This is a genomic window from Streptomyces sp. NPDC088157, from assembly GCF_044741545.1.
Lineage (GTDB): Bacteria > Actinomycetota > Actinomycetes > Streptomycetales > Streptomycetaceae > Streptomyces.
Genome location: NZ_JBIUSU010000001.1, coordinates 1,133,009 through 1,155,566 on the forward strand (window position 1 = coordinate 1,133,009; position 22,558 = coordinate 1,155,566).

A 22,558-nucleotide genomic window follows, 5' to 3' on the forward strand; every position below is an offset into this window, starting at 1 on the left:
GTGAATTCACACACTCGGCCTGCGTCCGTACGGCGCAAGGAAGCTGACGTCGCGTCAGACGGCCTGCGAGGCGATGAACGCCCCACGCTTCTCGACGGCCATCTGGTACAGGCGCCCGGCACGGTAGGAGGACCGTACCAGCGGGCCCGACATCACGCCGGAGAAGCCGATCTGCTCGGCCTCCTCCTTGAGCTCCACGAACTCGTGCGGCTTGACCCATCGCTCCACCGGGTGGTGGCGCACGGAGGGCCGCAGGTACTGCGTGATGGTCACCAGCTCGCAGCCGGCGTCGTGCAGCTGCCGAAGCGCCTCGCCGACCTCCTCGCGGGTCTCGCCCATGCCGAGGATCAGGTTCGACTTGGTGACGAGCCCGTAGTCGCGGGCCGCCGTGATGACGGCCAGCGAACGCTCGTAACGGAAGCCGGGCCGGATCCGCTTGAAGATCCGCGGAACCGTCTCGACGTTGTGCGCGAACACCTCGGGCCGCGAGGAGAAGACCTCTTCGAGCTGCTCCGGGACGGCGTTGAAGTCGGGGGCGAGCAGCTCCACCTTCGTGCGCCCGGCCTCCCGCTCGGCGGTCTGCGCGTGGATCTGCCGGACGGTCTCGGCGTAGAGCCACGCCCCGCCGTCCGCCAGGTCGTCGCGGGCGACGCCGGTGATGGTGGCGTAGTTCAGGTCCATCGTGACGACGGACTCGCCGACGCGCCGCGGCTCGTCCCGGTCCAGTGCCTCGGGCTTGCCGGTGTCGATCTGGCAGAAGTCACAGCGCCGGGTGCACTGGTCGCCGCCGATCAGGAAGGTGGCCTCGCGGTCTTCCCAGCACTCGTAGATGTTGGGACAGCCCGCTTCCTGGCACACGGTGTGCAATCCCTCGCTCTTCACGAGGTTCTGCATCTTGGTGTACTCGGGACCCATTTTCGCCCGGGTCTTGATCCACTCGGGCTTGCGCTCGATGGGGGTCTGGCTGTTGCGGACCTCCAGGCGCAGCATCTTGCGTCCGTCGGGTGCGACTGCGGACACGTCGGCTCCCTGCCTGTCTGCTTAGACTTTCGATTCTTCGGCGTACACCAGGGTACGCCCGTGTTTACCGAGCCCTGCTGTGAGGCCAACCTCAGAGCCGAGGGGACCATTCCCCCTCAGACGGCCGCCTTCTCGATCTCCCGCGGCTTGGGTTCCGCGTTCTCGAGGACGTCGTTCAGATGCCGCTCCACCACCGGCAGCACCTCGTCGATCGTGACGTCCCGGCCCAGCTCGTTCGCCAGCGAGGCGACGCCCGCGTCCCGGATCCCGCACGGGATGATCCGGTCGAACCACTTGTTGTCCGGGTTCACGTTGAGCGCGAAGCCGTGCATCGTGACGCCCTTGGCGACCCTGATCCCGATCGCCGCGATCTTGCGGTCCTCGCGCCGTTGACCCGCGTTGGACGGGGCGTACTCCGGGCCGTTCAGCCGCGGATCGAACTCCTCGTCGGTGAGCCTGGGGTCGAAGTCCAGCGACAGTCCGCCGAGCGAGGGGCGCCGCTCCACCGGATCGCCGAGCACCCACACCCCGCTCCGGCCCTCGACCCGGGACGTCTCGAGGCCGAACTCCGCGCACACCCGGATCAGCGCGTCCTCGAGGCGCCGCACGTGAGCGACGACGTCCACCGGCCGCGGCAGCTTCAGGATCGGGTAGCCCACCAGCTGCCCCGGCCCGTGCCAGGTGATCTTGCCGCCGCGGTCCACGTCCACGACCGGGGTGCCGTCCAGGGGGCGCTCGTCGTCGGCGGTGCGCCGGCCCGCCGTGTACACCGGGGGGTGCTCCAGGAGCAGCACGGTGTCCGGCGCCTCGTCGGTGAACCGCGCCGCGTGCACGCGGCGTTGTTCGTCCCACGCCTCCTGGTACTCGACGGCGTCCCCGCCGAACCCCATCCGGACGAACCGCAGCTCGCTCACGGCAAGCGCCTCCCTGGAAAGTCGTCAGGCACGTAACGCGCCCAAGCCACTGTACGTCCGCGCGCTCCGCGTCAGCCCCGGGGGCAATCCTCACACGATCGGATGAATGAACGTCGAGATCTGCGACCACCTGCTCACGCTCAGCTACATTCGCGCCGTTCACGAGGCCAAACGGGCTGCTCACAGCAGCAGGGCACTTCATCCGGGCACGTCAAAGGCCCGGCAGGCAGGAGACCGCACCGCAGATGACGGAACGACCCGCGCAGCGCACTCCCAACCGCCAGCTCGCCGCGCTCATCGCAGAAGCGGGCTTCTCCAACGCGGGACTGGCCCGTCGCGTCGATCAGCTCGGCCTCGAACACGGGCTGGACCTCAGATACGACAAGACGTCCGTCACCCGGTGGCTGCGTGGGCAGCAGCCCCGGGGCACCACCCCCGCGCTCATCGCCGAGGTCTTCACCCGGCGCCTGGGCCGTCGCCTCACCGCCCAGGACCTCGGGCTGGACGCCTGCGCCCCCGTCTACGCGGGCCTGGAGTTCGCCGGCACGCCCGAGGAGGCCATCGACATCGTCGGCGGGCTCTGGCGCAAGGACTCCGGCAGCCACGCCGAGCTCCGCAAGATCGCCTTCACGCCCGCCGGACTCGTCGTGCCGAGCCGTGACTGGCTGATCGGGCGGGCCGACGAGAAGGTCGGCCGCAGCGAGCCGGCCGCCCGGGTGCCCGTCCAGGGCCGCCCGGTCCTGCGGCCCACCGCTCCCGCGCAGCCCCCGTCCGCGCATCCCGGGCCCGCGCCCGCCCCGGTGACGCCCGGTCCCTCGGCCGTGCCCCGGCAGCGTGGCCAGGGCAGCGAACGGGGCCTCGGGCAGCGGGTCACCGGCGGCGACATCTCCGCGCTCCGCTCGGTCGGAGAGCTCTTCCGCACCCTCGACGACCGGTACGGCGGCGGGCACGCCCGCCAGGCCCTCGTGCGCTATCTGGAGCACGAGTGCGAGCCGATGCTGCGCGGCGCCTACGGCGAGCAGACCGGCCGCCGTCTGTTCGGCGCGGCCGCCGACCTGACCCGGCTCGCGGGCTGGACCTCCTTCGACATCGCCGCGCACGGGCTGGCCCAGCGCTACTTCGTCCAGGCCCTGCGCCTCTCCCAGGCGGCCGGGGACCGGGCGTACGGCTCCTTCGTCCTCGTCACCATGAGCCGCCAGGCCGTCTACCTCGGCCACGGGCGCGAGGCCGTGCAGCTCGCGCGGGTGGCCCAGCAGGGGGTCGGCACGGGCGCCCCGCCCATCGTGCAGGCGCTGCTGCACTCGGCGGAGGCGCGCGGGCACGGCGTGCTCGGCGAGGTGCGTGCCTCCACCGCCGCCCTCGTCCGCGCCGAACGGGCGCTGGAGGCGGCCAAGTCCGGCGACGAGGTGCCGCACTGGGCGCGCTTCTTCGACGAGGCGCAGCTGGCCGACGAGTTCGGGCACTGCCACCGGGACCTCCAGCAGTTCCGGGCGGCCGCCCAGCACGCCGAACGCTCGCTCCAGCTGCGGCCCGCCGCGCACGCCCGCAGCCGGGTGTTCTGCCGCGTCGTCCTCGCCTCCGCCCGTCTCGGCCTCGGCGAGCTCGACCAGGCCTGCCAGCTGGCCGCCGAGGCCGCGGGGCAGGCGGCGGAGATGCGGTCCGTGCGCGCGCTGGAGTACGTGCGGGACTTCGAGCGCAGACTGGAGCCGTACAAGGACGCGACCCCGGCCCGCAACTACCGCGACAAGGTGTCGGCGCTGGGGTGACCGACCCACCGCCCCCGGGGAACGCCGTTCCCGGACACCCGCTTCGGCCCTGAACGGGCCTCGTCCTCAGTCGCCGGACGGGCCGACAGAGGCTGACCTGGCCCTTCAACTGACCGAGAGGGTGGCGGGTGGGCATGGGCCGGGGGTCTGGGGACGGCCCCCGGGACGGCCCCCCAGGACGGCCCCCCCCGGGACGGGGACAGGGAGTAGGGGCGGTCAGGCCGCTGCCTGCTCCTGACGGGCCGTCGGCAAGGGTTCGGCGCCGTGCAGTGAACCGGCGGCGCGCAGATCGGAGACGATCGCCGAGGCGGCCCGGTGCGCCGAGTGCAGCGCGCCCTGCACGGTGCTGGTGTCCCGGTGGTCGCCGCACACGTACAGGCCCGCCAGCAACCGCACCGGCCGCCGCAGATCGTGCGGCGCCCGCATCGCCGGCACGGCCTCGGAGGTGTGATGGACGGCCAGGGTCTCCCAGCGCGCGGTCGAGGTGCCGTACAGCCGGGACAGATGCATGCGTACGGCGGTGTCGACGCCCGGCGGCGGAGTACCGAGGACCGTGGACGAGATCAGCGCGCGTCCCGCCGGCGCGCGGCTCGGATCGACCCGGCTGACCACCGACGTGTGCGCGACCGGCCCGCCCCGGTCGGCGTCGAGAAGCAGCGACGCGCCGGTCGCGGGCGGTTCGTCCGTCGTGTGGTGGACGACCGTCACCGGGTGGAAGTCGGGCACCCGCAGTCCGGGCAGCAGCTCCGCCGCGGTGCGCGCGTCGGTGGCCACCAGTACGGCGCGGCACCGGAACTCACCGTGTTCGGCGGTCGTCACCGAGGTCGTGGAGACCGAGGTGACCCGCACGCCGGTGTGCACGGTGCCCGGCGGCAGCGTCCGCGCGAGCAGTTCGGGCAGCACCTCCGCCCCGCCCTCCGGCAACGACAGCCGGCCCGCCGCGAAGGCGCGCAGCGCGAGGTCCGCGCAGCGGCTCGAGGTGGTGAGGTCGGGGTCGCAGAGCAGCGCGGCGAGCAGCGGACGCAGGAAGCCCTCGATCGTGCGGGCGGGCAGTCCACGGGCCGCGAGCGCCCGGGCGGCGGGCAGTTCCGGTCGACGCATCAGCCGGTCGGCGGGGGTGACCGCGATCCGGGTGAGCGCGGCGCCCAGCCGGGCCTGGTCCACGGCGCTGCCCAGGGGTGCCCCCGCCCGGCTCCTCGGCGGGGCCGTCGGCCGAACCTGTGTGGACAGGGAGCCGCCGGCGCGGGGCCTGGGCAACACACCCGGCCGGGGAGCGCTCGCCAGGGCGCGTACGGCGTGCAGTGCGCCCCTTGCGCTCCCCGCGCCCGTCTGTGCGCCCGCGCGGTGATGGCGCCCGTCGCTGTGCAGCAGCACCCCCGGCGCGAACGGACGCAGGACGAGCGCGTCCAGCCCCGGTGTCCGGTCCAGTTCGGGATACGCCGTGGACAGCAGCTGTCCGATGCGGTCGAGCCGGAACCCGTCGACCTTCTCCGTCGACATGCGGCCGCCCACCCAGGGAGCGGCCTCCAGGACTGCGGTCGTTACTCCTGCGCTGGCCAGCCGGTGCGCGGCGGAGAGTCCGGCGACTCCGGCTCCCACCACGACGACATCTGCCTGGTACGCGGGCTCAAGCACGTGCCCCTCCTCGAGGTTGCGCGGCCGGTGGAGACGTCATGCCCCCAACAGCCGTCCCGGATACCCGAGTTCGGATCGAGGTTAGGGCCGTGATCGGTCAGGAACAGTCGCGCATGAACAGGGCACGGTCGCACGGCGGTCGCATACGGTCACATGGAGGATCAGGCTGCTCGGATGGCGTCCTCGATCCCCGGGAACGCGAAGGTGAACCCGGACTCCAGCAGTCGCTTCGGCACCACCCGCGCGCTGCCCAGCACATCCCCGGCCATCTCGCCCAGCACCGTCCGAAGCACCGGCGCCGGCACCGCGAAGAGCGTCGGCCGGCGCAGCACCCGCCCCATCGACTCGGTGATCTCACGGTTCGTCAGCGGCTCGGGCGCGGTCAGGTTGAACGGCCCGGACAGGTCACCCCGGTCGAGCAGATGCCGGATCGCCGCCACCTCGTCGTGCAGCGCGATGTACGACCAGTACTGCCGGCCGTCGCCCATCCGCCCCCCGAGCCCGGCCGTGAAGAGAGGGAACAGCTTGGCCCAGGCCCCGCCGCCCCGCGCCACGACCAGCCCGGTCCGGGTGAAGACCGTACGGACGCCCGCTTCCTGGGCGGGACCCGCGGCCGCCTCCCACTCCACGCACAGCTCCGGCAGGAAGCCGCTCCCGGCGGGCGAGCTCTCGTCCACGACCCGCTCGCCCGTCTCGCCGTACAGACCCATCGCGCTGCCGTTCACGAACACGCGGGGCCGTTCGTCGAGCGAGGCGACGGCCTTCGCCAGCGCCGCCGTACCGTGCACCCGGCTGTCGTGGATCCGCCTCTTGTACGCCTCGCTCCAGCGCCGGTCGCCGACCCCGGCCCCGGCCAGATTGACCACGGCGTCGCACCCGGCGAGCCCCGCCGTGTCCACCTGCCCCCGCTCGGGATCCCAGCGCACCTCGTCCGAGCCCCTGGGCGCATGGCGCACGAGACGTACCACCTCGTGTCCGTCCGCGGTCAGTGACCGCACCAGGGCGCTGCCGATCAGTCCGGACGCGCCGGCCACCGCGATTCGCTCACGTTCCATGCGGCCATCCTGCCCGGTCACCGGATAAAACCCCGGTCGGGTCGCCGCCGCCCCGCCATAGGGTGAGGGTCATGCCCGAACCTTCCGCACCCCGCATCCGCACCGCACGGTCCGCCGACGCCGAGGCGCTGGCCCTCGTCGACCGTCTGACCTGGTCCCACGTGCACGCGGTCACGCCCGAACCGGAGCCGCCCTACAACCCCTTCTTCGACGAGCGCCACATCCCCGAGGACCACCTGGTCGCCGAACTGGACGGCCGGGTCATCGGCTATGTCCGCCTGGGGCTGCCCACGCCGCTCGCCTGCAACGCGCACGTCCGACAGATACAGGGCCTCGCCGTCCTCGACGAGGGGCGCGGCCGGGGCGTCGGACGGGCGCTGATCCGGGCGGCCCTCGACGAGGCCCGCAGGCAGGGCGCCCGCCGCATCACCCTGCGCGTCCTCGGCCACAACGCCCCCGCCCGCAAGCTCTACGAGTCCGAGGGGTTCGTGGTGGAGGGCGTGCTGCCGGAGGAGTTCCTGCTGGGCGGGGAGTATGTGGACGACGTGTTCATGGGGCGCCCGCTGTAGTCCTGACGCGCCTCACAAGGTCGTCAGCCTGCCCGTGTCGACCGGCCGTGTGGCCCTCGCCGCCCGCTCGGCGTCGTCGGAGACCTCGGCCGCCGTCAACACGTACCCCGTCTCGTCGTCCGAGGTGGAGCGGGCGAAGACGACGCCGAAGACCCGGCCGGCGGTGGTCAGCAGCGGGCCGCCGGAGTTGCCGGGGCGGACGGTGGAGCGGATCGAGTAGATCTCGCGGGTGACGATCTCGTCGTTGTAGATGTTCCGGCCGGTCGCCTTCACCCGGTTCGCCACCGTCGCCGCCTGGAGATTCAGGTCGCCGTCCTGCGGATAGCCGGCGACGACCGCCGAGTCCCCGCGCGAGGCGTCGTCGTCGAAACCGAGCACCGGGGCCTTCAGGTCCGGCACGTACAGCACCGCCACGTCCTTGTCCGGGTCGAAGAGCACCACGCGCGCGTCGTACGACCGGCCCACGCCGCCGATCCGTACGGTCGGGTCGTCGATGCCCGCCACCACGTGCGCGTTGGTCATCACGTGCTCGCTCGCGTACACGAAGCCGCTGCCCTCACGGCCCTGGTTGCCCGAGACACCCTCGATCTTCACGGTGCTCCGCTTGGCCGCTTCGGTCGCGCTCGGCGTGACGCTGTCCCCGGTGGGTCTGGCCACCGCGGCCGTCGACTCGTTCTCGAAGGGGTTGAAGACCTGCGGGAAGCCCGCCTGGGCCAGCGCCGACGTGGCCCGCGAGAACCAGGTGGGCGTGGTGTCCGGCATGGCGTCCTGCACCGCCCCCAGCAGCCGCGAGTCCCTTATGGACGAGGTGACCACCGGCGACGAGGAAGCGCCCAGCACGCTCGCCGCCACCCATGCCACGATCAGCACCGCTACCGCGTTCGCCGCCGCCCCGCCGACCCCGTCGGCCACCCTGAGCGGCCCGCTGTCCAGCTCCCGCCGCAACCGCAGCGCCAGGCGCCCCGCCAGCTCGTGCCCGACCACCGCGGGGACGAGAACCGTGAACACCGCCGTCACCGTCGCCTCCGTGGTCCCCGGTGTCACCAGGTCCATCAGCCACGGCAGGACCCACACGCCGATCACCGCGCCGCCCACGAACCCGGCCAGCGAGACACAGCCGGCCACCAGCCCGCGCCGGTAGCCGGAGCCGGCGTAGGCCAGGATCACCAGCACCAGCAGGATGTCGAGCAGGTCCACACGGCCGCCTTTCTCTTGGAACCCCTAGTCGGTGAGTACGTGCGGAAAGGGTCCAGTGATCAGCTACCCATCGATCACGCGCGCGTGACGTCGCGAACCGGCCACGCACGCGTGTACCCCGAAAAACGTCGTGGACCGGGAGGATGGTTCCACCAGGTGGCACAGCACACATCGCGGGCGGAGCGGAACAGGCCGACAGTGGGTCCATGTGTGCCCTCCGACCGGCCGCCCGCGGCGCCCGGGGAACGCGAGGCGGGCGCCCGGCGCGGATACCGGGCCCGCTCCTCGTGCTCCTCGGCTGCCTGCCCGGGCTCGCAGCCGTCGCCGCCCTGGGGCTGTGCGCGGGCGACGTCGACCACGCCGCCACGGCCGCGCTGGGCGCGGGCCGTCCGCCCGCCGCCCGGCCGGCCGCCGCCCACCGAGCGGCCCGGCCGCCCGTCGTGCCCCGCGCCGTCTGGCTGGACGACCTCGCCCGGCACGCGCAGCCGCCCCCGCGCTACGACGACAAGGTCGTCGCCGTCTTCGTGCACCACACCGACTCGCCCAACGGCTACGCCTGCGCCGACGCGCCCCGCATCATCCGCTACCTGTACGCGGGCCAGACCGGCGCCCGGGACTGGGACGACATCGGCTACAACTTCCTCGTCGACCGCTGCGGCACCATCTACGAGGGCCGCGCGGGCGGGGTCGACCGGCCCGTCACAGGTGCCCACACCCAGGGCTTCAACCACCGCACGGCCGGCATCGCGGCACTCGGCACCTTCACGGCCGGGGTACCGGTGCCGCAGGCGATGGTCGACTCGATCGCCGCCCTGACCGCGTGGAAACTCGGGCTGTCCGGCGTGGATCCGCGTGCGGACGTCCGGCTCACCTCCAGCAACAGCCGCAGCCGGTACGCGTCCGGCACCACCGCCACCCTCCCCGCCCTGGCCGGTCACAGGGACGGCTACATGACCAGCTGCCCCGGCGCCGCCCTCATCGCCCGCCTCCCGGAGATCCGCGAGACGGCGGCCCGGCTCCAGGGCAGACAGGGCGGACAAGGCGGACAGGGCAGACAGGGCAGACAGGGCGGACAGGGCGGACAGGGGGGACAGGGCGGCAAGGGCGGAACGGCCGCGGGGACTCTCACAGGAAGGCCTTAGGCGGCGTTCAGGGTTCTCCCATTCCCGCGTCCTACGGTCATGCACAAGACGAACCGACTGGAGGTGGGGATCATGAACAGCAGTCGTATCCGACCCACGGGAACCCCGGAGAACGCGGGTAACGCGGGAAGCACGGGGAGCAGGGGCAACGCGGGCGACTCGGCGACCACCGAGCGCAGCCCGGTTTGGGGCAGGGCCGCGCGCAGCCCCTGGACCGTGCTCTGCGCCGTCGCCGCGGTCGTTCTGGGCCCGGCCGCGACGACCGCGTCCGCCCTGGAGCAGGCCAACAAGGCGCCGATGCACCACGCGGTGCGGGTCGACGGGGCGCAGGCGTACATCCCGACGGACAGCACCCGCCGCAGGCTCGCGGCGTGACCCCGGACGAGGCTCACCCGGGCGAGGGTCACTCCTTGAAGCGCTGCCAGAGCCGGGGATACCGCTCGGCGAGCGCCCCCTCGTTCTCGAAGTCGACGGGCGTGCCCTCGGGTTCGGCGGGCGCGGGCGGAATGCCCAGGTCCGGGGCGACGGTCCCGGTGAGCTGCTCGTAGGCCTCGTCGGCCGCGTAGCCGAGTTCCTCGCCGTCCCCGTCGATCTCCTCGTCGAAGTCCTCCAGCAGGTCGGCGAGCGAGTCCGGGTCGTTGTGCAGGGCGCCCTCGAAGACCTCGCGGCCCTGCCCGATCAGCCAGCACCTGAAGAAGTCGAAGGCGTCGTCGCTGGCCCCGTCCAGCAGCAGCCAGGCGGCACCCCACAGATCCCAGCGATAGGCGCGGTTGAAGCGGGACTCGAAGTGCCGGGCGAAGTCGAGGACGGACTCCGGATCCAGCCGGACCAGCCGCTCGACGAGCAGGTCGGCCTGCTCCTCCGGATCTCCCTCGGCGGCCTCGCGGGAGGCGTCCACCAGCTCCCAGAACTCCGTCTCGTCCATCACGCGTCCAGCATCGTGCCTCGAAGTACGCCACGCACCCGGAGTGCCGGGGATTCCAGCGGGATCCTCACGTTTCGCGAGCCTCATGGACCCCTTGCCGAGACCCGTAGAGCGCTGTCAGCCGCACCGCCTCCGCGGCGAACCGCTCCCTCAGCGCGGCCGGGGAGAGCACCTCGGCCTCGGTCCCCAGTCCCCTCAGCTGCGTGTGCGCCACCTCTTCCGACTCGACGCGCAGGGTGACCGTGACCCAGCCCTGAGCGTCCGGCTCCGCGACGCCGGCCAGCGCGTCCCGGGCGGCCACCGGATCCACCGCGTGCGGCAGGCCGCGCACCCCCGCCCGTGAAAGCCGCAGGACCACCTCGGACCGCAGGATCGACCGCGCGAACCGCTCGGCCTGCTCGCCCCAGAACCCGGGCAGATCGAAGCCCTCGTCCCTGATGAAACGATCCTTCAGAACGTCGGCACCGACGAACCGGTCGATGCGGTAGGTCCGGAAGGCTCCCCTCCCGGTGCCCGTCCCTGCCCCCGTCCCTGTCCCCGTTCCCGCGCCCGCCCCGGCCCCCGCCGCACCGACCCGGGCGCACAGGTACCAGACGCCGGCCTTGAGCACGAGCCCGTACGGCTCCAGCTCCCGCACCACCTCGCTCTCCCCGCGCCGGTAGCGGGCACTCACGCACCGGTCGTCCCACACCGCGTCCGCGACCACCGGCAGCAGGGCCGGCGCCGCCGGCTCCCGGAACCAGGCCGGCGCGTCCAGATGGAACCGCTGCGCCGCCGTACGCGGGGCGTCCCGCAGGGAGGGCAGCAGGGCCGCCGACACCTTCAGCCGCGCGGCCGACGCGATGTCCTCCAGACCCATCTCGCGCAGCGCCCCCGGCACCCCGCTCAGGAACAGGGCCTCGGCCTCACCGCGCCCCAGCCCCGTCAGACGTGTCCGGTATCCCCCGACGAGCCGGTAACCCCCCGCCCGTCCCCGCTCCGCGTACACCGGCACACCCGCTTCGGAGAGCGCCTGCGCGTCCCGGGTGACGGTCCGCTCCGACACCTCCAGTTCCCGCGCCAGCTCGGACCCGGTCATGGTGGGCCGGGACTGGAGAAGGAGCACCATCTTGATGAGGCGGGCAGCGCGCATGGGGACATGATGCCGGGGCCCACCGACAGCGAAGGGGGGTACGGCGATCGCCGTACCCCCCTTCGTCGAACCGTGACCTACAGGCCGTACCGCTCCCGCGCTTCCTTCACCGAGGCCGCCTTGACCTCACCGCGGCGGGCGAGCTGGGCCAGGGCCGCGACGACGATCGACTCGGCGTCGACGCCGAAGTGGCGGCGGGCCGCCTCGCGGGTGTCGGAGAGGCCGAAGCCGTCCGCGCCCAACGAGGACCAGTCCTGCTCCACCCACTGCGCGATCTGGTCCGGGACCTGGCGCATGTAGTCGGAGACCGCGAGGACCGGGCCCTCGGCACCCTGCAGGGCCTGACGGACGTACGGCTGGCGCTCCTCACCGCGCAGGAGGGCCGCGTCGGCCTCCAGCGCGTCGCGGCGCAGCTCGGTCCAGGAGGTCGCGGACCACACGTCGGAGGCCACCCCCCACTCCTCGGCGAGCAGCCGCTGCGCCTTCAGGGCCCAGTGGATCGCCGTGCCGGAGCTCAGCAGCTGGATGCGCGGGGCGTTGGCCGCCGCCACCTCCACGCCCGCGGACTCCGCCGTGTTGAAGCGGTACAGGCCCTTGAGGATGCCCTCGTCGACGCCGGGGCCGGACGGCTTGGCCGGCTGCGGCATCGGCTCGTTGTAGACGGTGAGGTAGTAGAAGACGTTCGAGTCCTCACCGGGGGCCGCCTCGCCGTACATCCGACGCAGACCGTCCTTGACGATCGTCGCGATCTCGTACGCGAACGCCGGGTCGTAGCTGAGGGCGGCCGGGTTGGTCGCGGCGATGACCGGGGAGTGGCCGTCGGCGTGCTGGAGGCCCTCGCCCGTCAGGGTCGTACGGCCGGCCGTGGCGCCGACCAGGAAACCGCGGCCGAGCTGGTCGCCGAGCTGCCACATCTGGTCGGCCGTGCGCTGCCAGCCGAACATCGAGTAGAAGATGTAGAACGGGATCATCGCCTCACCGTGCGTGGAGTACGCGGTGGACGCGGCGATGAAGTCGGCCATCGAACCGGCCTCGGTGATCCCCTCGTTGAGGATCTGGCCGTTCTTGGCCTCCTTGTAGTACATCAGCTGGTCGCGGTCGACCGGCTCGTACGTCTGGCCCTTGGGCGAGTAGATCCCGAGCGACGGGAACAGGCTCTCCATGCCGAAGGTGCGCGCCTCGTCCGGGACGATGGGCACCCAGCGCTTACCGGTCTCCTTGTCGCGGACCAGGTCCTTGACCAGGCGGACGAAGGCCATGGTGGTCGCCACGTTCTGGGAGCCGGAGCCCTTGTCGAAGGAGGCGAACGCCTTGTCGGCGGGGGCCGGCAGCGGGGCCAGGGCGTGCGTACGGCGGGCCGGGGCCGGGCCGCCGAGGGCCGCGCGGCGCTCCTGGAGGTAGCGGACCTCGGGGGAGTCGGCGCCCGGGTGGCCGTAGGGGACCACGCCGTCGACGAACCGGCTGTCCGAGATCGGCAGCTCCAGCAGGTCGCGCATCGTCTTGAACTCGTCCACCGAGAGCTTCTTCATCTGGTGGTTGGCGTTCTTCGACGCGAAGCCCTCGCCGAGGGTGTGGCCCTTGACCGTCTGGGCCAGGATGACCGTCGGGGCGCCCTTGAACTCCACGGCCGCCTTGTAGGCCGCGAACACCTTGCGCGCCTCGTGACCACCGCGGGAGAGGTGGAAACACTCGAGGATCTTGTCGTCGCTCAGCAGCTTCGCCAGCTCGGCGAGCGCCGGGTCCTTGCCGAAGAAGTCCTGGCGGATGTAGGCGGCGCCACGCGTCTGGTACGTCTGCACCTGGGCGTCCGGTACCTCGCGCAGCCGGCGTACCAGCGCGCCCGTGGTGTCCAGCTGGAACAGCTCGTCCCAGGCGGAGCCCCACAGCGACTTGATCACGTTCCAGCCGGCGCCGCGGAACTGGGCCTCCAGCTCCTGCACGATCTTGAAGTTCGCGCGGACCGGGCCGTCGAGGCGCTGGAGGTTGCAGTTGATGACGAAGGTCAGGTTGTCGAGACCCTCGCGGGAGGCGAGTGCGAGTGCCGCCGTCGACTCGGGCTCGTCCATCTCGCCGTCGCCGAGGAACGCCCACACGTGGGACGCGGAGACGTCCTTGATGCCGCGGTTGGTGAGATAGCGGTTGAAGCGCGCCTGATAGATGGCGGAGAGCGGGCCGAGACCCATCGACACCGTCGGGAACTCCCACAGCCAGGGCAGCCGCCGCGGGTGCGGGTACGACGGGAGGCCGTCGCCGCCCGCCTCCTGACGGAAGTTGTCGAGCTGCTGCTCGCCCAGCCGGCCGTCGAGGAAGGCGCGGGCGTAGATGCCGGGGGAGGCGTGGCCCTGGATGTAGAGCTGGTCGCCCGAGCCGTCGGTCTCCTTGCCCTTGAAGAAGTGGTTGAAGCCGGTCTCGTAGAGCCAGGCGGCGGAGGCGAAGGTGGCGATGTGACCGCCGACGCCGTGTTTCGCGCCCCGGGTGACCATCGCGGCCGCGTTCCAGCGGTTCCACGCGGTGATCTTCCGCTCCATCTCCTCGTCACCGGGCGCGGACGGCTCGGCGGCGGTGGGGATGGTGTTGACGTAGTCCGTCTCGAGCAGCTTGGGCAGCGCGATGCCGTTGCCCTCGGCACGCTCCAGCGTGCGGCGCATCAGGTATGCGGCACGGTGCGGCCCGGCCGCCTTGGCGACCGCGTCCAGTGAGGCCTGCCATTCGGCGGTCTCCTCCGGGTCACGGTCGGGGAGCTGGTCGAGCGCGCTCGGCTGGATGGCCTGGGGGTCGGTCATGTCGCCGCCTTCCTCAGTCGAAGGGGGTTCCCTGTGAGGGTGTTTCGGGAGGTGCCCTTGGTCTTTGGCAGGACAGGGCATGGGCTACGGCGCGATGCCATGGGTGGCTTCGGCCGCGGCCCGTCGGTGACTGTAACTCCCTGATCGATGATCGATCAAAGGGTTGAAGGGCAAAACCTCTCGATTGCGAGAAAGTAGGCACCGGGTGCCTTTCGGGCAGGCACCCGGTGCCGCGTCGGTGGAGGGTTTTCGCAGGTCGGAGCCCACGGATGAGCGCGTGTACGCTCCACTGAACCAGGGCTCGCGCGGCTGCGGCCGATCTGCCGGACAGGTCCTACGGCCGGGGAGCGCACCCGAGGACGTGCGCCTTCACCAGCTCGGCGATCCTCGGGTCCTGCCGCCGGAACGCCTGGACGAGCTCCTCGTGCTCCTCCGCGTACGACTGCTGCACGGTCCCCAGCCAGCGGATCGACAGCGCCGTGAACACCTCGATGCCGAGGCCCTCCCAGGTGTGCAGCAGCACCGAGTTGCCGGCCGCCCGGACCAGCTCGCGGTGGAAGCCGACGGTGTGCCGCACCTGGGCCGTGCCGTCCGCGTCACGGTCCGCCTCGTACAGGGCGGCGACATGCGGTTCCAGGGCCGAGCAGTCCTCGGCGAGCCGCTGTGCGGCCAGCTCCGCGGCGATCGCCTCCAGGCCGGCCCGGACGGGGTAGCTCTCCTCCAGGTCAGCGGCCGTGAGGTTGCGCACCCGCACGCCCTTGTTCGGCGCGGACTCGATCAACCGAAGCGACTCCAGCTCGCGCAGCGCCTCCCGCACCGGCGTCTGGCTGACCTCCAGCTCGGTCGCGATGCGCCGCTCCACGATCCGCTCGCCCGGCTTCCAGCGCCCGCTGACGATCCCCTCCACGATGTGCTCGCGGATCTGTTCGCGCAGCGAGTGGACGACGGGCGCGGTCATGAGGGCTCCTTCGAGGAGGGGCCGCACGGGCCTCCGGGGGCGTTTGACGTTTAGACAATACGGCCGGGGGCCCGCGCAGGAGAGGCGCACGGGGGCGCTTTCAGCAGGTGAGACGAGACTTACACGTTCACACCGGACCTTGCCTGTAAAGACCAGTACCGGACAGGGCACCGTCGGACCGACACACGGGTGCCCCCGCCCGGAGGAATTCCGGACGGGGGCACCCGTCGCACAGCCCTGGGAGGTTCCCGGGAGATCAGAGGCCGAGCTCGACCTCGAACTCACCGGCCTCCAGGATCGCCTTGACCGCGGTCAGGTAACGGGCCGCGTCGGCGCCGTCGACCAGACGGTGGTCGTAGGACAGGGTCAGGTACGTCATGTCGCGGACGCCGATGACCGTGCCCTCCTCCGTCTCGATGACGGCCGGACGCTTGACCGTGGCGCCGATGCCGAGGATCGCGACCTGGTTCGGCGGCACGATGATCGTGTCGAACAGCGCGCCGCGCGAGCCGGTGTTGCTGATGGTGAAGGTCGCGCCGGACAGCTCGTCCGGGGTGATCTTGTTCGCGCGGACCTTGCCCGCCAGGTCGGCCGTGGCCTTCGCGATGCCGGCGATGTTCAGGTCGCCCGCGTGCTTGATGACCGGGGTCATCAGGCCCTTCTCGGAGTCCACCGCGATACCGATGCTCTCGGTGTCGAAGTAGGTGATGGTGCCCTCGTCCACGTTGATCCGGGCGTTGACGGCCGGGTGGGCCTTCAGCGCCTGGGCCGCGGCCTTCACGAAGAACGGCATCGGGGACAGCTTGACGCCCTCGCGGGCCGCGAAGGAGTCCTTCGCCTGCGCGCGGAGCTTCATCAGCCGGGTGATGTCGACCTCGACGACCGAGGACAGCTGCGCCTGCTCGTGCAGCGCCTTGACCATGTTGTCGCCGATGACCTTGCGGATGCGGGGCATCTTGACGGTCTGGCCGCGGAGCGGGGAGGCCTCCAGGGTCGGCGCCTTCTTGGCGGCCGGTGCAGCGGCGGCCGGGGCCGGAGCGGCGGCGGCGGCCTTCGCGGCCTCGGCGGCGGCGACGACGTCCTGCTTGCGGATACGGCCACCGACGCCGGTGCCCTTGACGGCGGCCAGGTCGACGCCGTTCTCGGCGGCGAGCTTGCGCACCAGGGGGGTCACGTAGGCGCCGTCGTCACCCGCGGGGGCGGCGGGCGCGGGGGCGGCCGGGGCGACCGGAGCCGGAGCGGGGGCGGCCGGCGCGGGAGCCGGAGCGGCGGCGACCGGGGCGGGCGCCGGAGCCGGGGCGGCCGGGGCCGGAGCGGGGGCGGCCGGCGCGGGGGCCGGAGCGGCCGGAGCCGGGGCGGCCGGGGCCGGAGCGGCGGCGGCCGGGGCGGGCGCCGGAGCGGCGGGGGCGGCGGCCGGAGCCGCGCCCGGGGCGCCGATGACGGCGAGCTTGGCGCCGACCTCGGCGGTCTCGTCCTCGCCGACCGTGATCTCGAGCAGCACACCGGAGACGGGCGCCGGGATCTCGGTGTCGACCTTGTCGGTCGAGACCTCGAGCAGCGGCTCGTCCTCCGTGACCTCCTCGCCGACCTGCTTCAGCCAGCGGGTGACGGTGCCCTCGGTGACGGACTCGCCGAGCGCGGGCAGGACGACGTCCGTGCCCTCGGCGGAGCCGCCGCCGGTGGCGGCCTCGGCGGTGGGAGCCGGGGCCGGGGCCGCCTGCTCGGTGGAGGGCTGGGCGGCCGGGGCCGGCTCGGGGGCCGGCGGCGCGACCTCCTCGACGGCCGGAGCCGGAGCGGCGGCGGGAGCGCCGGTGCCGTCGTCGATGACGGCGAGCTCGGCGCCGACCTCGACCGTCTCGTCCTCGGCGACCTTGATGGAGGCCAGGATGCCGGCGGCGGGGGAGGGGATCTCGGTGTCGACCTTGTCGGTCGAGACCTCGAGCAGGGGCTCGTCGGCCTCGACGCGCTCACCCTCGGCCTTCAGCCAGCGGGTGACAGTGCCCTCGGTGACGCTCTCGCCGAGCGCCGGAAGGGTTACGGAAACCGCCATGGTTTCGGTTGCTCCTTACGAATTGCGGAAGTCTGTGTCGTCGCGGAGTCGCTTCGTCGACCGAGGGGTCAGTCGTGCGAGTGCAGCGGCTTGCCCGCCAGGGCCAGGTGGGCCTCGCCGAGCGCCTCGTTCTGCGTCGGGTGGGCGTGGATGAGCTGCGCGACCTCGGCGGGCAGCGCCTCCCAGTTGTAGATCAGCTGGGCTTCGCCGACCTGCTCGCCCATGCGGTCGCCGACCATGTGGACGCCGACCACGGCACCGTCCTTCACCTGGACGAGCTTGATCTCGCCCGCGGTGTTGAGGATCTTGCTCTTGCCGTTGCCCGCGAGGTTGTACTTCAGAGCGACGACCTTGTCCGCGCCGTAGATCTCCTTGGCCTTGGCCTCGGTGATACCCACGGAGGCGACCTCGGGGTGGCAGTACGTCACCCGCGGGACACCGTCGTAGTCGATCGGGACGACCTTCTGACCGGACAGGCGCTCCGCGACCAGCATGCCCTCGGCGAAGCCGACGTGCGCGAGCTGGAGGGTCGGGACCAGGTCGCCGACGGCGGAGATGGTCGGGACGTTGGTGCGCATGTACTCGTCGACCAGGACGTAGCCGCGGTCCATGGCGACGCCCTGCTCCTCGTAGCCGAGACCGGCGGAGACGGGTCCGCGGCCCACCGCGACCAGCAGGAGCTCGGCCTCGAACTCCTTGCCGTCGGCCAGCGTGACCTTGACGCCGTCGGCGGTGTACTCGGCCTTGGAGAAGAAGGTGCCCAGGTTGAACTTGATGCCGCGCTTGCGGAACGCGCGCTCAAGAAGCTTGGAGGAGTTCTCGTCCTCAAGAGGAGCGAGGTGCTTGAGGCCCTCGATGATCGTGACGTCGGAGCCGAAGGACTTCCACGCCGAGGCGAACTCGACGCCGATGACGCCGCCGCCCAGGATGATCGCGGACTTCGGCACGCGGTCCAGCACGAGGGCGTGGTCCGAGGAGATGATCCGGTTGCCGTCGATCTCCAGGCCCGGCAGCGACTTCGGCACGGAGCCGGTCGCGAGCAGCACGTGGCGGCCCTGGACGCGCTGTCCGCCCACGTCGACGGAGGTCGGGGAGGACAGACGGCCCTCACCCTCGATGTACGTCACCTTGCGGGAGGCGATCAGCCCCTGAAGGCCCTTGTACAGACCGGAGACGACACCGTCCTTGTACTTGTGGACGGCGGGGACGTCGATGCCCTCGAAGGTGGCCTTGACGCCGAACTGCTCGCTCTCGCGGGCCTGGTCGGCGATCTCGCCCGCGTGCAGCAGGGCCTTGGTGGGGATGCAACCCCGGTGCAGGCAGGTGCCGCCGACCTTGTCCTTCTCGATCAGGGCGACGTCCAGTCCCAGCTGCGCCCCGCGCAGGGCCGCGGCGTAACCGCCACTACCACCGCCGAGGATCACTAGGTCGAAAACGGTGCTGGCGTCGTTCGCCACGTCACGTCCTCCATGCATGTGCGCCGTGCGCCGGTCGTCGCTGACCGCCGGCGGCTGGTGTCCGGCCGCTCTTTCTTCGGCCCTGTGGTGGGGGCCCTGTCCTGCCGAGGCCCATCTTCGCACCTGCGGGAGACGAACGAGACGCGGGGCCGGGGTGTGAGACACCCCACGCTCACCTGTGACGGACGTGAGGGGGCGTACCCCCGGGGCGCGGGGAACTGCGCGACCAGCCACATACGGCCCGCACCCGCCGTACGACGGATGGACCCGAGTGATCAGGCGCACAGTCCCCGCTCACTGGAAAGGGGACGTCAGCCCAGGTCGCCCGCGGCGGTCAGTTCCGCGAGCCGCACGAGCGTGCGCACGGCGGTGCCGGTACCGCCCTTCGGCGTGTAGCCGAACGGGCCGCCCTCGTTGAACGCCGGCCCGGCGATGTCCAGGTGCGCCCAGGTGATCCCCTCGCCCACGAACTCGCTCAGGAAGAGACCGGCCACCAGTCCGCCGCCCATCCGCTCACCCATGTTCGCGATGTCGGCGACCGCGGAGTCCATGCCCTTGCGCAGGTGCTCCGGCAGCGGCATCGGCCACGCCGGCTCACCGACCTCCTCGGCGGCCTCGTGCAGGGTGGAGCGGAAGGCGTCGTCGTTCGCCATGATGCCGAAGGTCCGGCTGCCCAGCGCCAGCATCATCGCGCCGGTCAGGGTCGCCACGTCGACGATCGCGTCCGGCTTCTCCGCCGAGGCCGCCCACAGCGCGTCCGCGAGGACCAGCCGGCCCTCGGCGTCCGTGTTGAGGACCTCGACGGTCTTGCCGCTGTACATGCGCAGCACGTCACCCGGGCGGGTGGCGGAGCCGGACGGCATGTTCTCGGCGAGCGCCAGCCAGCCGGTGACGTTCACCTCGAGCCCGAGCCGCGCGGCGGCGACGACCGCGGCGAAGACCGCCGCCGCACCGCTCATGTCGCACTTCATCGTCTCGTTGTGCCCGGCCGGCTTCAGCGAGATGCCGCCCGAGTCGTAGGTGATGCCCTTGCCGACGAAGGCGAGGGTCTTCTGCGCCTTGGCGGAGGTGTACGACAGCTTCACCAGACGCGGGGCGGAGGCCGAACCGGCGCCGACGCCCAGGATGCCGCCGTAGCCGCCCTTGGTGAGGGCCTTCTCGTCGAGCACCTGCACCTTGATGCCGTGCTCCTTGGCCGCCGTCTGGGCGAGAGCGGCGAACGCCTCGGGGTCGAGGTCGTTCGGCGGCATGTTGATCAGGTCGCGGGCGCGGTTGAGCTCCTCGGCGACGGCGGCGGCACGCAGCAGCGCGGCCTTGTGGGCGGCGTCGCGCGGCTTCCCGCCGAGCAGGGCGGCCTCGGCGAGCGGCGCCTTGCCGTTCCTGGCCTTGGCATCGTCGCCGTTGCGCTTGTACGCGTCGAAGGAGTACGCGCCGAGTACCACGCCCTCGCCGATCGCGCCGACGTCCGAGGCGTCGGTCACCGGCAGGGCGAAGACGGCCTTCTTGGAGCCGGTGAGGGTCCGGGCGGCCGCGCCCGCCGCCTTGCGCAGCGCCTCGGGGTCGAAGCCGGCGTCCTGCTCGGGCTCCGTGCCGAGCCCCACCGCGAGCACGAGCGGTGCCTTGAAACCGGCCGGGGCGGGCAGCTTGGTCACCTCGCCCTCGGCCCCGGAGGCGCCGAGGGTGTCCAGAATGCCGGCGAGACGGCCGTCGTAGGCCTTGTCGACGGCTTCGGCGCCTGGGGCAACGATCGGGCCTTTCGCGCCCTTGGCGACACCGATCACGATCGCGTCGGCCCGGAGGCCGGGCGCCGCGGCGGTGCTGAGAGTGAGAGCAGTCACGGTGGTGAAATCTCGCTTCCGATGTGGAGTTGCAGTGGCCGGAACGTGTGGGTCGACCGGGCCCGACTGCCGACCCTAGAACCGGGTCGTGGGTGCGGTCGTATCCGGGGGTGTGCCTCACCGGCGCGGCGGACCGGCGTGGCGAATCCCGGAACGAGCGTACGCGTGCGTGTGCGTTCGCTCATGCACGCGAGTGTTCACCTGTCGGTGGCGTCGTAGCCACCTCCCGATCCTCGCACTCCACGAACCGGGTCACACCCCTCGGGTCGGGTTCGGAGACGGGGTGCGGGGACCCGGCGAGGCGCCATGGGAGATCATCGTCGGGTACGTCGCCGCACATCCTGGAGCCCGCCCGGTGAGACGCCCGATCCTGCTGCTGTCCCTCCTCGCCCTGCCGCTGGCGGGCTGCGCCTCCGCATCGGACGTCACACCGGACGGCACGGCGGACACGGCATCGAGGACGGCACCGGACAGGACACCCGACCGGAGCACGGGTGACGACCCGTCGGCCGGGAAGCGCTGGCAGCCGACGCCCGGCACCGAATGGCAGTGGCAGCTGAGCGGCCGTCTGGACACCACCGTCGACGTGCCGGTCTACGACATCGACGGCTTCGACCACACCGCGGCCACGGTCGCGAAGCTGCACCGATACGGCCGCAAGGCCATCTGCTACCTCTCCACCGGCGCCTGGGAGGAGTGGCGCCCGGACGCGGCGAAGTTCCCCAGGTCGGTGATCGGCGAGGGCAACGGCTGGAAGGGCGAACGCTGGCTGGACATCCGCCGGACGGACGTCCTGGAACCCCTGATGGCGGCCCGCCTCGACATGTGCCGTGAGAAGGGGTTCGACGCGGTCGAACCGGACAACATGGACGGCTACAAGAACACAACGGGCTTCCCGGTCGAGGCCGCCGACCAGCTCCGCTACAACCGTCTCATCGCCGGACTCGCCCACGACCGGGGCATGTCGGTCGGCCTGAAGAACGACCTCGACCAGATCCCGGAACTCGTCAACGACTTCGACTTCGCGGTCAACGAACAGTGCGCCCAGTACGACGAGTGCGAGGACCTGACCCCCTTCATCAAGGCGGGCAAGGCCGTCTTCCACGTGGAGTACGAACTCCCCACGAGCGACTTCTGCGCCGACTCCCGCCGCCTGAAGCTGAGTTCACTGCTGAAGAAGTACGAGCTGGGGGTGTGGAGGGAGGCCTGCCGGCCGTCTAACGCCCCAGGCAGAACACCATGAGCGCGGTGGTGGCCGCCGTCTCCGCCAGGCCGCCGAAGACGTCCCCGGTGACCCCGCCGAAGCGCCGCGCGCAGTGCCGGAGCAGGAGTTCGGCGGCGGCGAGGCCGGCGAGGACCGCGAGCGCCGGCTGGACGGCGTCGTACGGCTCGAACAGGGCCCCCGGCTCGACGTGCCCGATCAGGACGACGACGCCGCCCTCGTACGGTCCGCACCACGCTCCCGCGACCGCCGCGCCCAGCGTGACGGCGGCGGCGGTGAGCACCGCGCCCCGCACCGGGACCACACCGGCGACCGCCGCCCCCAGCCCCTCCGGCCGCGCGGCCGGTACCCCGGCGCGGGCCGCCAGGGTCAGCGCGAGCCGGGCGGTGACCGCCGAGACCACGGCGGCCACCGCGCCCAGCGCCCACGAGGTGCCGTAGAGCTGCGTCAGCGCGGCGACCTGAGCGAGCAGCACGAGGACCAGCGTGAGCACACCGAACGGGCCGATGTCGGACTGCTTCATGATCCGCAGCGCGTCCTCGGCGGGCTTGCCGCTGCCGAGACCGTCCGCGGTGTCGGCCAGCCCGTCGAGGTGCAGACCGCGGGTGAGGGCGGCGGGCACGGCGGCGGAGGCGACGGCGGCGAGCAGCGGGCTCGCGCCCAGGTACAGCAGCAGCAGACCGAGCCCGGCCGCGCAGCCACCGACGACCAGCCCGGCCACGGGGGCGCTCAGCATGCCCCCGCGCGCGGCCTCCCGGTCCCAGCGGGTCACCCTGACCGGGAGCACGGTGAGGGTGCCGAAGGCGAAGCGGAGGCCGTCGAAGGGCGAGGTCATGGACACGGCGGCAGAGTAGCCCGGACGCCGCGCCCACGAGGCAGCCGACCCCGCACGCCG

General features: G+C 72.2%; 18 protein-coding genes. 5 read left to right on the forward strand and 13 right to left on the reverse strand.

Translation table 11 applies throughout. The features are described 5' to 3' along the window. Positions 1 to 54: 54 nt before the first annotated feature. Together lipA and lipB are read right to left on the reverse strand one after the other, a co-directional pair. Positions 55 to 1,020, reverse strand: a complete 966-nt coding sequence (lipA, locus tag ACIPFH_RS04820) for a lipoyl synthase (RefSeq protein WP_401823073.1) — start codon at positions 1,018 to 1,020, stop codon at positions 55 to 57. 116 nt (positions 1,021 to 1,136) lie between these two features. After that, positions 1,137 to 1,934 (reverse strand): lipoyl(octanoyl) transferase LipB, encoded by a 798-nt coding sequence (gene lipB, locus ACIPFH_RS04825; RefSeq protein WP_401823075.1) that lies wholly within the window; start codon positions 1,932 to 1,934, stop codon positions 1,137 to 1,139. A 245-nt stretch (positions 1,935 to 2,179) separates the two neighbouring features. Here lipB and ACIPFH_RS04830 point away from each other — a divergent pair, with 245 nt between their 5' ends. After that, positions 2,180 to 3,700, forward strand: a complete 1,521-nt coding sequence (locus ACIPFH_RS04830; protein WP_401823077.1) for a regulator — start codon at positions 2,180 to 2,182, stop codon at positions 3,698 to 3,700. A 216-nt stretch (positions 3,701 to 3,916) separates the two neighbouring features. Here ACIPFH_RS04830 and ACIPFH_RS04835 read toward each other — a convergent pair whose 3' ends face one another. Continuing rightward, a complete protein-coding gene (locus ACIPFH_RS04835) occupies positions 3,917 to 5,335 on the reverse strand; it encodes an NAD(P)/FAD-dependent oxidoreductase (protein ID WP_401823079.1) in 1,419 nt (472 codons plus the stop codon). Between the two features lie 161 nt (positions 5,336 to 5,496). Continuing rightward, complete coding sequence (locus tag ACIPFH_RS04840; RefSeq protein ID WP_401823081.1) at positions 5,497 to 6,390, reverse strand: TIGR01777 family oxidoreductase; 894 nt, start codon at positions 6,388 to 6,390, stop codon at positions 5,497 to 5,499. 71 nt (positions 6,391 to 6,461) lie between these two features. Between ACIPFH_RS04840 and ACIPFH_RS04845 the strand changes: the two genes are divergently transcribed. Beyond that, positions 6,462 to 6,959 (forward strand): GNAT family N-acetyltransferase, encoded by a 498-nt coding sequence (locus ACIPFH_RS04845; protein WP_401823083.1) that lies wholly within the window; start codon positions 6,462 to 6,464, stop codon positions 6,957 to 6,959. Positions 6,960 to 6,971: 12 nt separating this feature from the next. Here the strand turns inward: ACIPFH_RS04845 and ACIPFH_RS04850 are convergent, their stop codons facing one another. Next, positions 6,972 to 8,156: a MarP family serine protease gene (locus ACIPFH_RS04850; protein WP_401823086.1), complete on the reverse strand. Its 1,185-nt coding sequence runs from the start codon at positions 8,154 to 8,156 to the stop codon at positions 6,972 to 6,974. A gap of 287 nt (positions 8,157 to 8,443) precedes the next feature. On the opposite strand from ACIPFH_RS04850, the gene ACIPFH_RS04855 reads away from it, so the two are divergent. Beyond that, positions 8,444 to 9,298, forward strand: a complete 855-nt coding sequence (locus ACIPFH_RS04855; protein WP_401823761.1) for a peptidoglycan recognition protein — start codon at positions 8,444 to 8,446, stop codon at positions 9,296 to 9,298. A 72-nt stretch (positions 9,299 to 9,370) separates the two neighbouring features. Beyond that, the gene (locus tag ACIPFH_RS04860) at positions 9,371 to 9,673 is read left to right on the forward strand and encodes a hypothetical protein (protein ID WP_401823789.1); all 303 of its coding nucleotides are present in this window, start codon (positions 9,371 to 9,373) and stop codon (positions 9,671 to 9,673) included. 28 nt (positions 9,674 to 9,701) lie between these two features. Here the strand turns inward: ACIPFH_RS04860 and ACIPFH_RS04865 are convergent, their stop codons facing one another. The 7 genes from ACIPFH_RS04865 to ACIPFH_RS04895 all read right to left on the reverse strand — a co-directional run bounded on the left by ACIPFH_RS04865 (position 9,702) and on the right by ACIPFH_RS04895 (position 20,441). Further along, positions 9,702 to 10,223, reverse strand: coding sequence for a DUF4240 domain-containing protein (locus tag ACIPFH_RS04865; RefSeq protein ID WP_401823764.1), 522 nt, complete (start codon positions 10,221 to 10,223; stop codon positions 9,702 to 9,704). A 67-nt stretch (positions 10,224 to 10,290) separates the two neighbouring features. Further along, complete coding sequence (locus ACIPFH_RS04870) at positions 10,291 to 11,355, reverse strand: helix-turn-helix transcriptional regulator (protein WP_401823087.1); 1,065 nt, start codon at positions 11,353 to 11,355, stop codon at positions 10,291 to 10,293. A 77-nt stretch (positions 11,356 to 11,432) separates the two neighbouring features. Beyond that, positions 11,433 to 14,138 (reverse strand): pyruvate dehydrogenase (acetyl-transferring), homodimeric type, encoded by a 2,706-nt coding sequence (aceE, locus tag ACIPFH_RS04875; protein WP_401823090.1) that lies wholly within the window; start codon positions 14,136 to 14,138, stop codon positions 11,433 to 11,435. A gap of 334 nt (positions 14,139 to 14,472) precedes the next feature. Further along, positions 14,473 to 15,096: a GntR family transcriptional regulator gene (locus ACIPFH_RS04880; protein WP_356250161.1), complete on the reverse strand. Its 624-nt coding sequence runs from the start codon at positions 15,094 to 15,096 to the stop codon at positions 14,473 to 14,475. A gap of 256 nt (positions 15,097 to 15,352) precedes the next feature. Then, on the reverse strand, positions 15,353 to 17,146 hold the full coding sequence (gene sucB / locus ACIPFH_RS04885; protein WP_401823093.1) for a 2-oxoglutarate dehydrogenase, E2 component, dihydrolipoamide succinyltransferase: 1,794 nt from the start codon (positions 17,144 to 17,146) through the stop codon (positions 15,353 to 15,355). Positions 17,147 to 17,214: 68 nt separating this feature from the next. Then, positions 17,215 to 18,603 carry a dihydrolipoyl dehydrogenase gene (gene lpdA / locus ACIPFH_RS04890; protein ID WP_401823094.1) on the reverse strand — a complete coding sequence of 463 codons (1,389 nt, stop codon included), beginning with the start codon at positions 18,601 to 18,603 and terminating at the stop codon, positions 17,215 to 17,217. A 311-nt stretch (positions 18,604 to 18,914) separates the two neighbouring features. After that, entirely contained in the window at positions 18,915 to 20,441 is a 1,527-nt protein-coding gene (locus ACIPFH_RS04895; protein ID WP_401823095.1) for a leucyl aminopeptidase, read from the reverse strand. A 355-nt stretch (positions 20,442 to 20,796) separates the two neighbouring features. Between ACIPFH_RS04895 and ACIPFH_RS04900 the strand changes: the two genes are divergently transcribed. Next, complete coding sequence (locus ACIPFH_RS04900) at positions 20,797 to 21,684, forward strand: endo alpha-1,4 polygalactosaminidase (RefSeq protein WP_401823098.1); 888 nt, start codon at positions 20,797 to 20,799, stop codon at positions 21,682 to 21,684. On the opposite strand, the gene ACIPFH_RS04905 is transcribed toward ACIPFH_RS04900, so the two are convergent. After that, a complete protein-coding gene (locus ACIPFH_RS04905) occupies positions 21,659 to 22,498 on the reverse strand; it encodes an adenosylcobinamide-GDP ribazoletransferase (protein ID WP_359127065.1) in 840 nt (279 codons plus the stop codon). The genes ACIPFH_RS04900 and ACIPFH_RS04905 overlap by 26 nt on opposite strands. Positions 22,499 to 22,558: the final 60 nt, after the last annotated feature.

What these genes read in the sequence shown, in the direction of transcription:
- ACIPFH_RS04830 (WP_401823077.1), top strand. Translation starts at nt 2,180, where the DNA reads ATGACGGAACGACCCGCGCAGCGCACTCCCAACCGCCAGCTCGCCGCG.
- ACIPFH_RS04840 (WP_401823081.1), bottom strand. Translation starts at nt 6,390, where the DNA reads ATGGAACGTGAGCGAATCGCGGTGGCCGGCGCGTCCGGACTGATCGGC.
- ACIPFH_RS04845 (WP_401823083.1), top strand. Translation starts at nt 6,462, where the DNA reads ATGCCCGAACCTTCCGCACCCCGCATCCGCACCGCACGGTCCGCCGAC.
- ACIPFH_RS04860 (WP_401823789.1), top strand. Translation starts at nt 9,371, where the DNA reads ATGAACAGCAGTCGTATCCGACCCACGGGAACCCCGGAGAACGCGGGT.
- ACIPFH_RS04865 (WP_401823764.1), bottom strand. Translation starts at nt 10,223, where the DNA reads ATGGACGAGACGGAGTTCTGGGAGCTGGTGGACGCCTCCCGCGAGGCC.
- ACIPFH_RS04870 (WP_401823087.1), bottom strand. Translation starts at nt 11,355, where the DNA reads ATGCGCGCTGCCCGCCTCATCAAGATGGTGCTCCTTCTCCAGTCCCGG.
- aceE (WP_401823090.1), bottom strand. Translation starts at nt 14,138, where the DNA reads ATGACCGACCCCCAGGCCATCCAGCCGAGCGCGCTCGACCAGCTCCCC.
- ACIPFH_RS04880 (WP_356250161.1), bottom strand. Translation starts at nt 15,096, where the DNA reads ATGACCGCGCCCGTCGTCCACTCGCTGCGCGAACAGATCCGCGAGCAC.
- sucB (WP_401823093.1), bottom strand. Translation starts at nt 17,146, where the DNA reads ATGGCGGTTTCCGTAACCCTTCCGGCGCTCGGCGAGAGCGTCACCGAG.
- ACIPFH_RS04905 (WP_359127065.1), bottom strand. Translation starts at nt 22,498, where the DNA reads ATGACCTCGCCCTTCGACGGCCTCCGCTTCGCCTTCGGCACCCTCACC.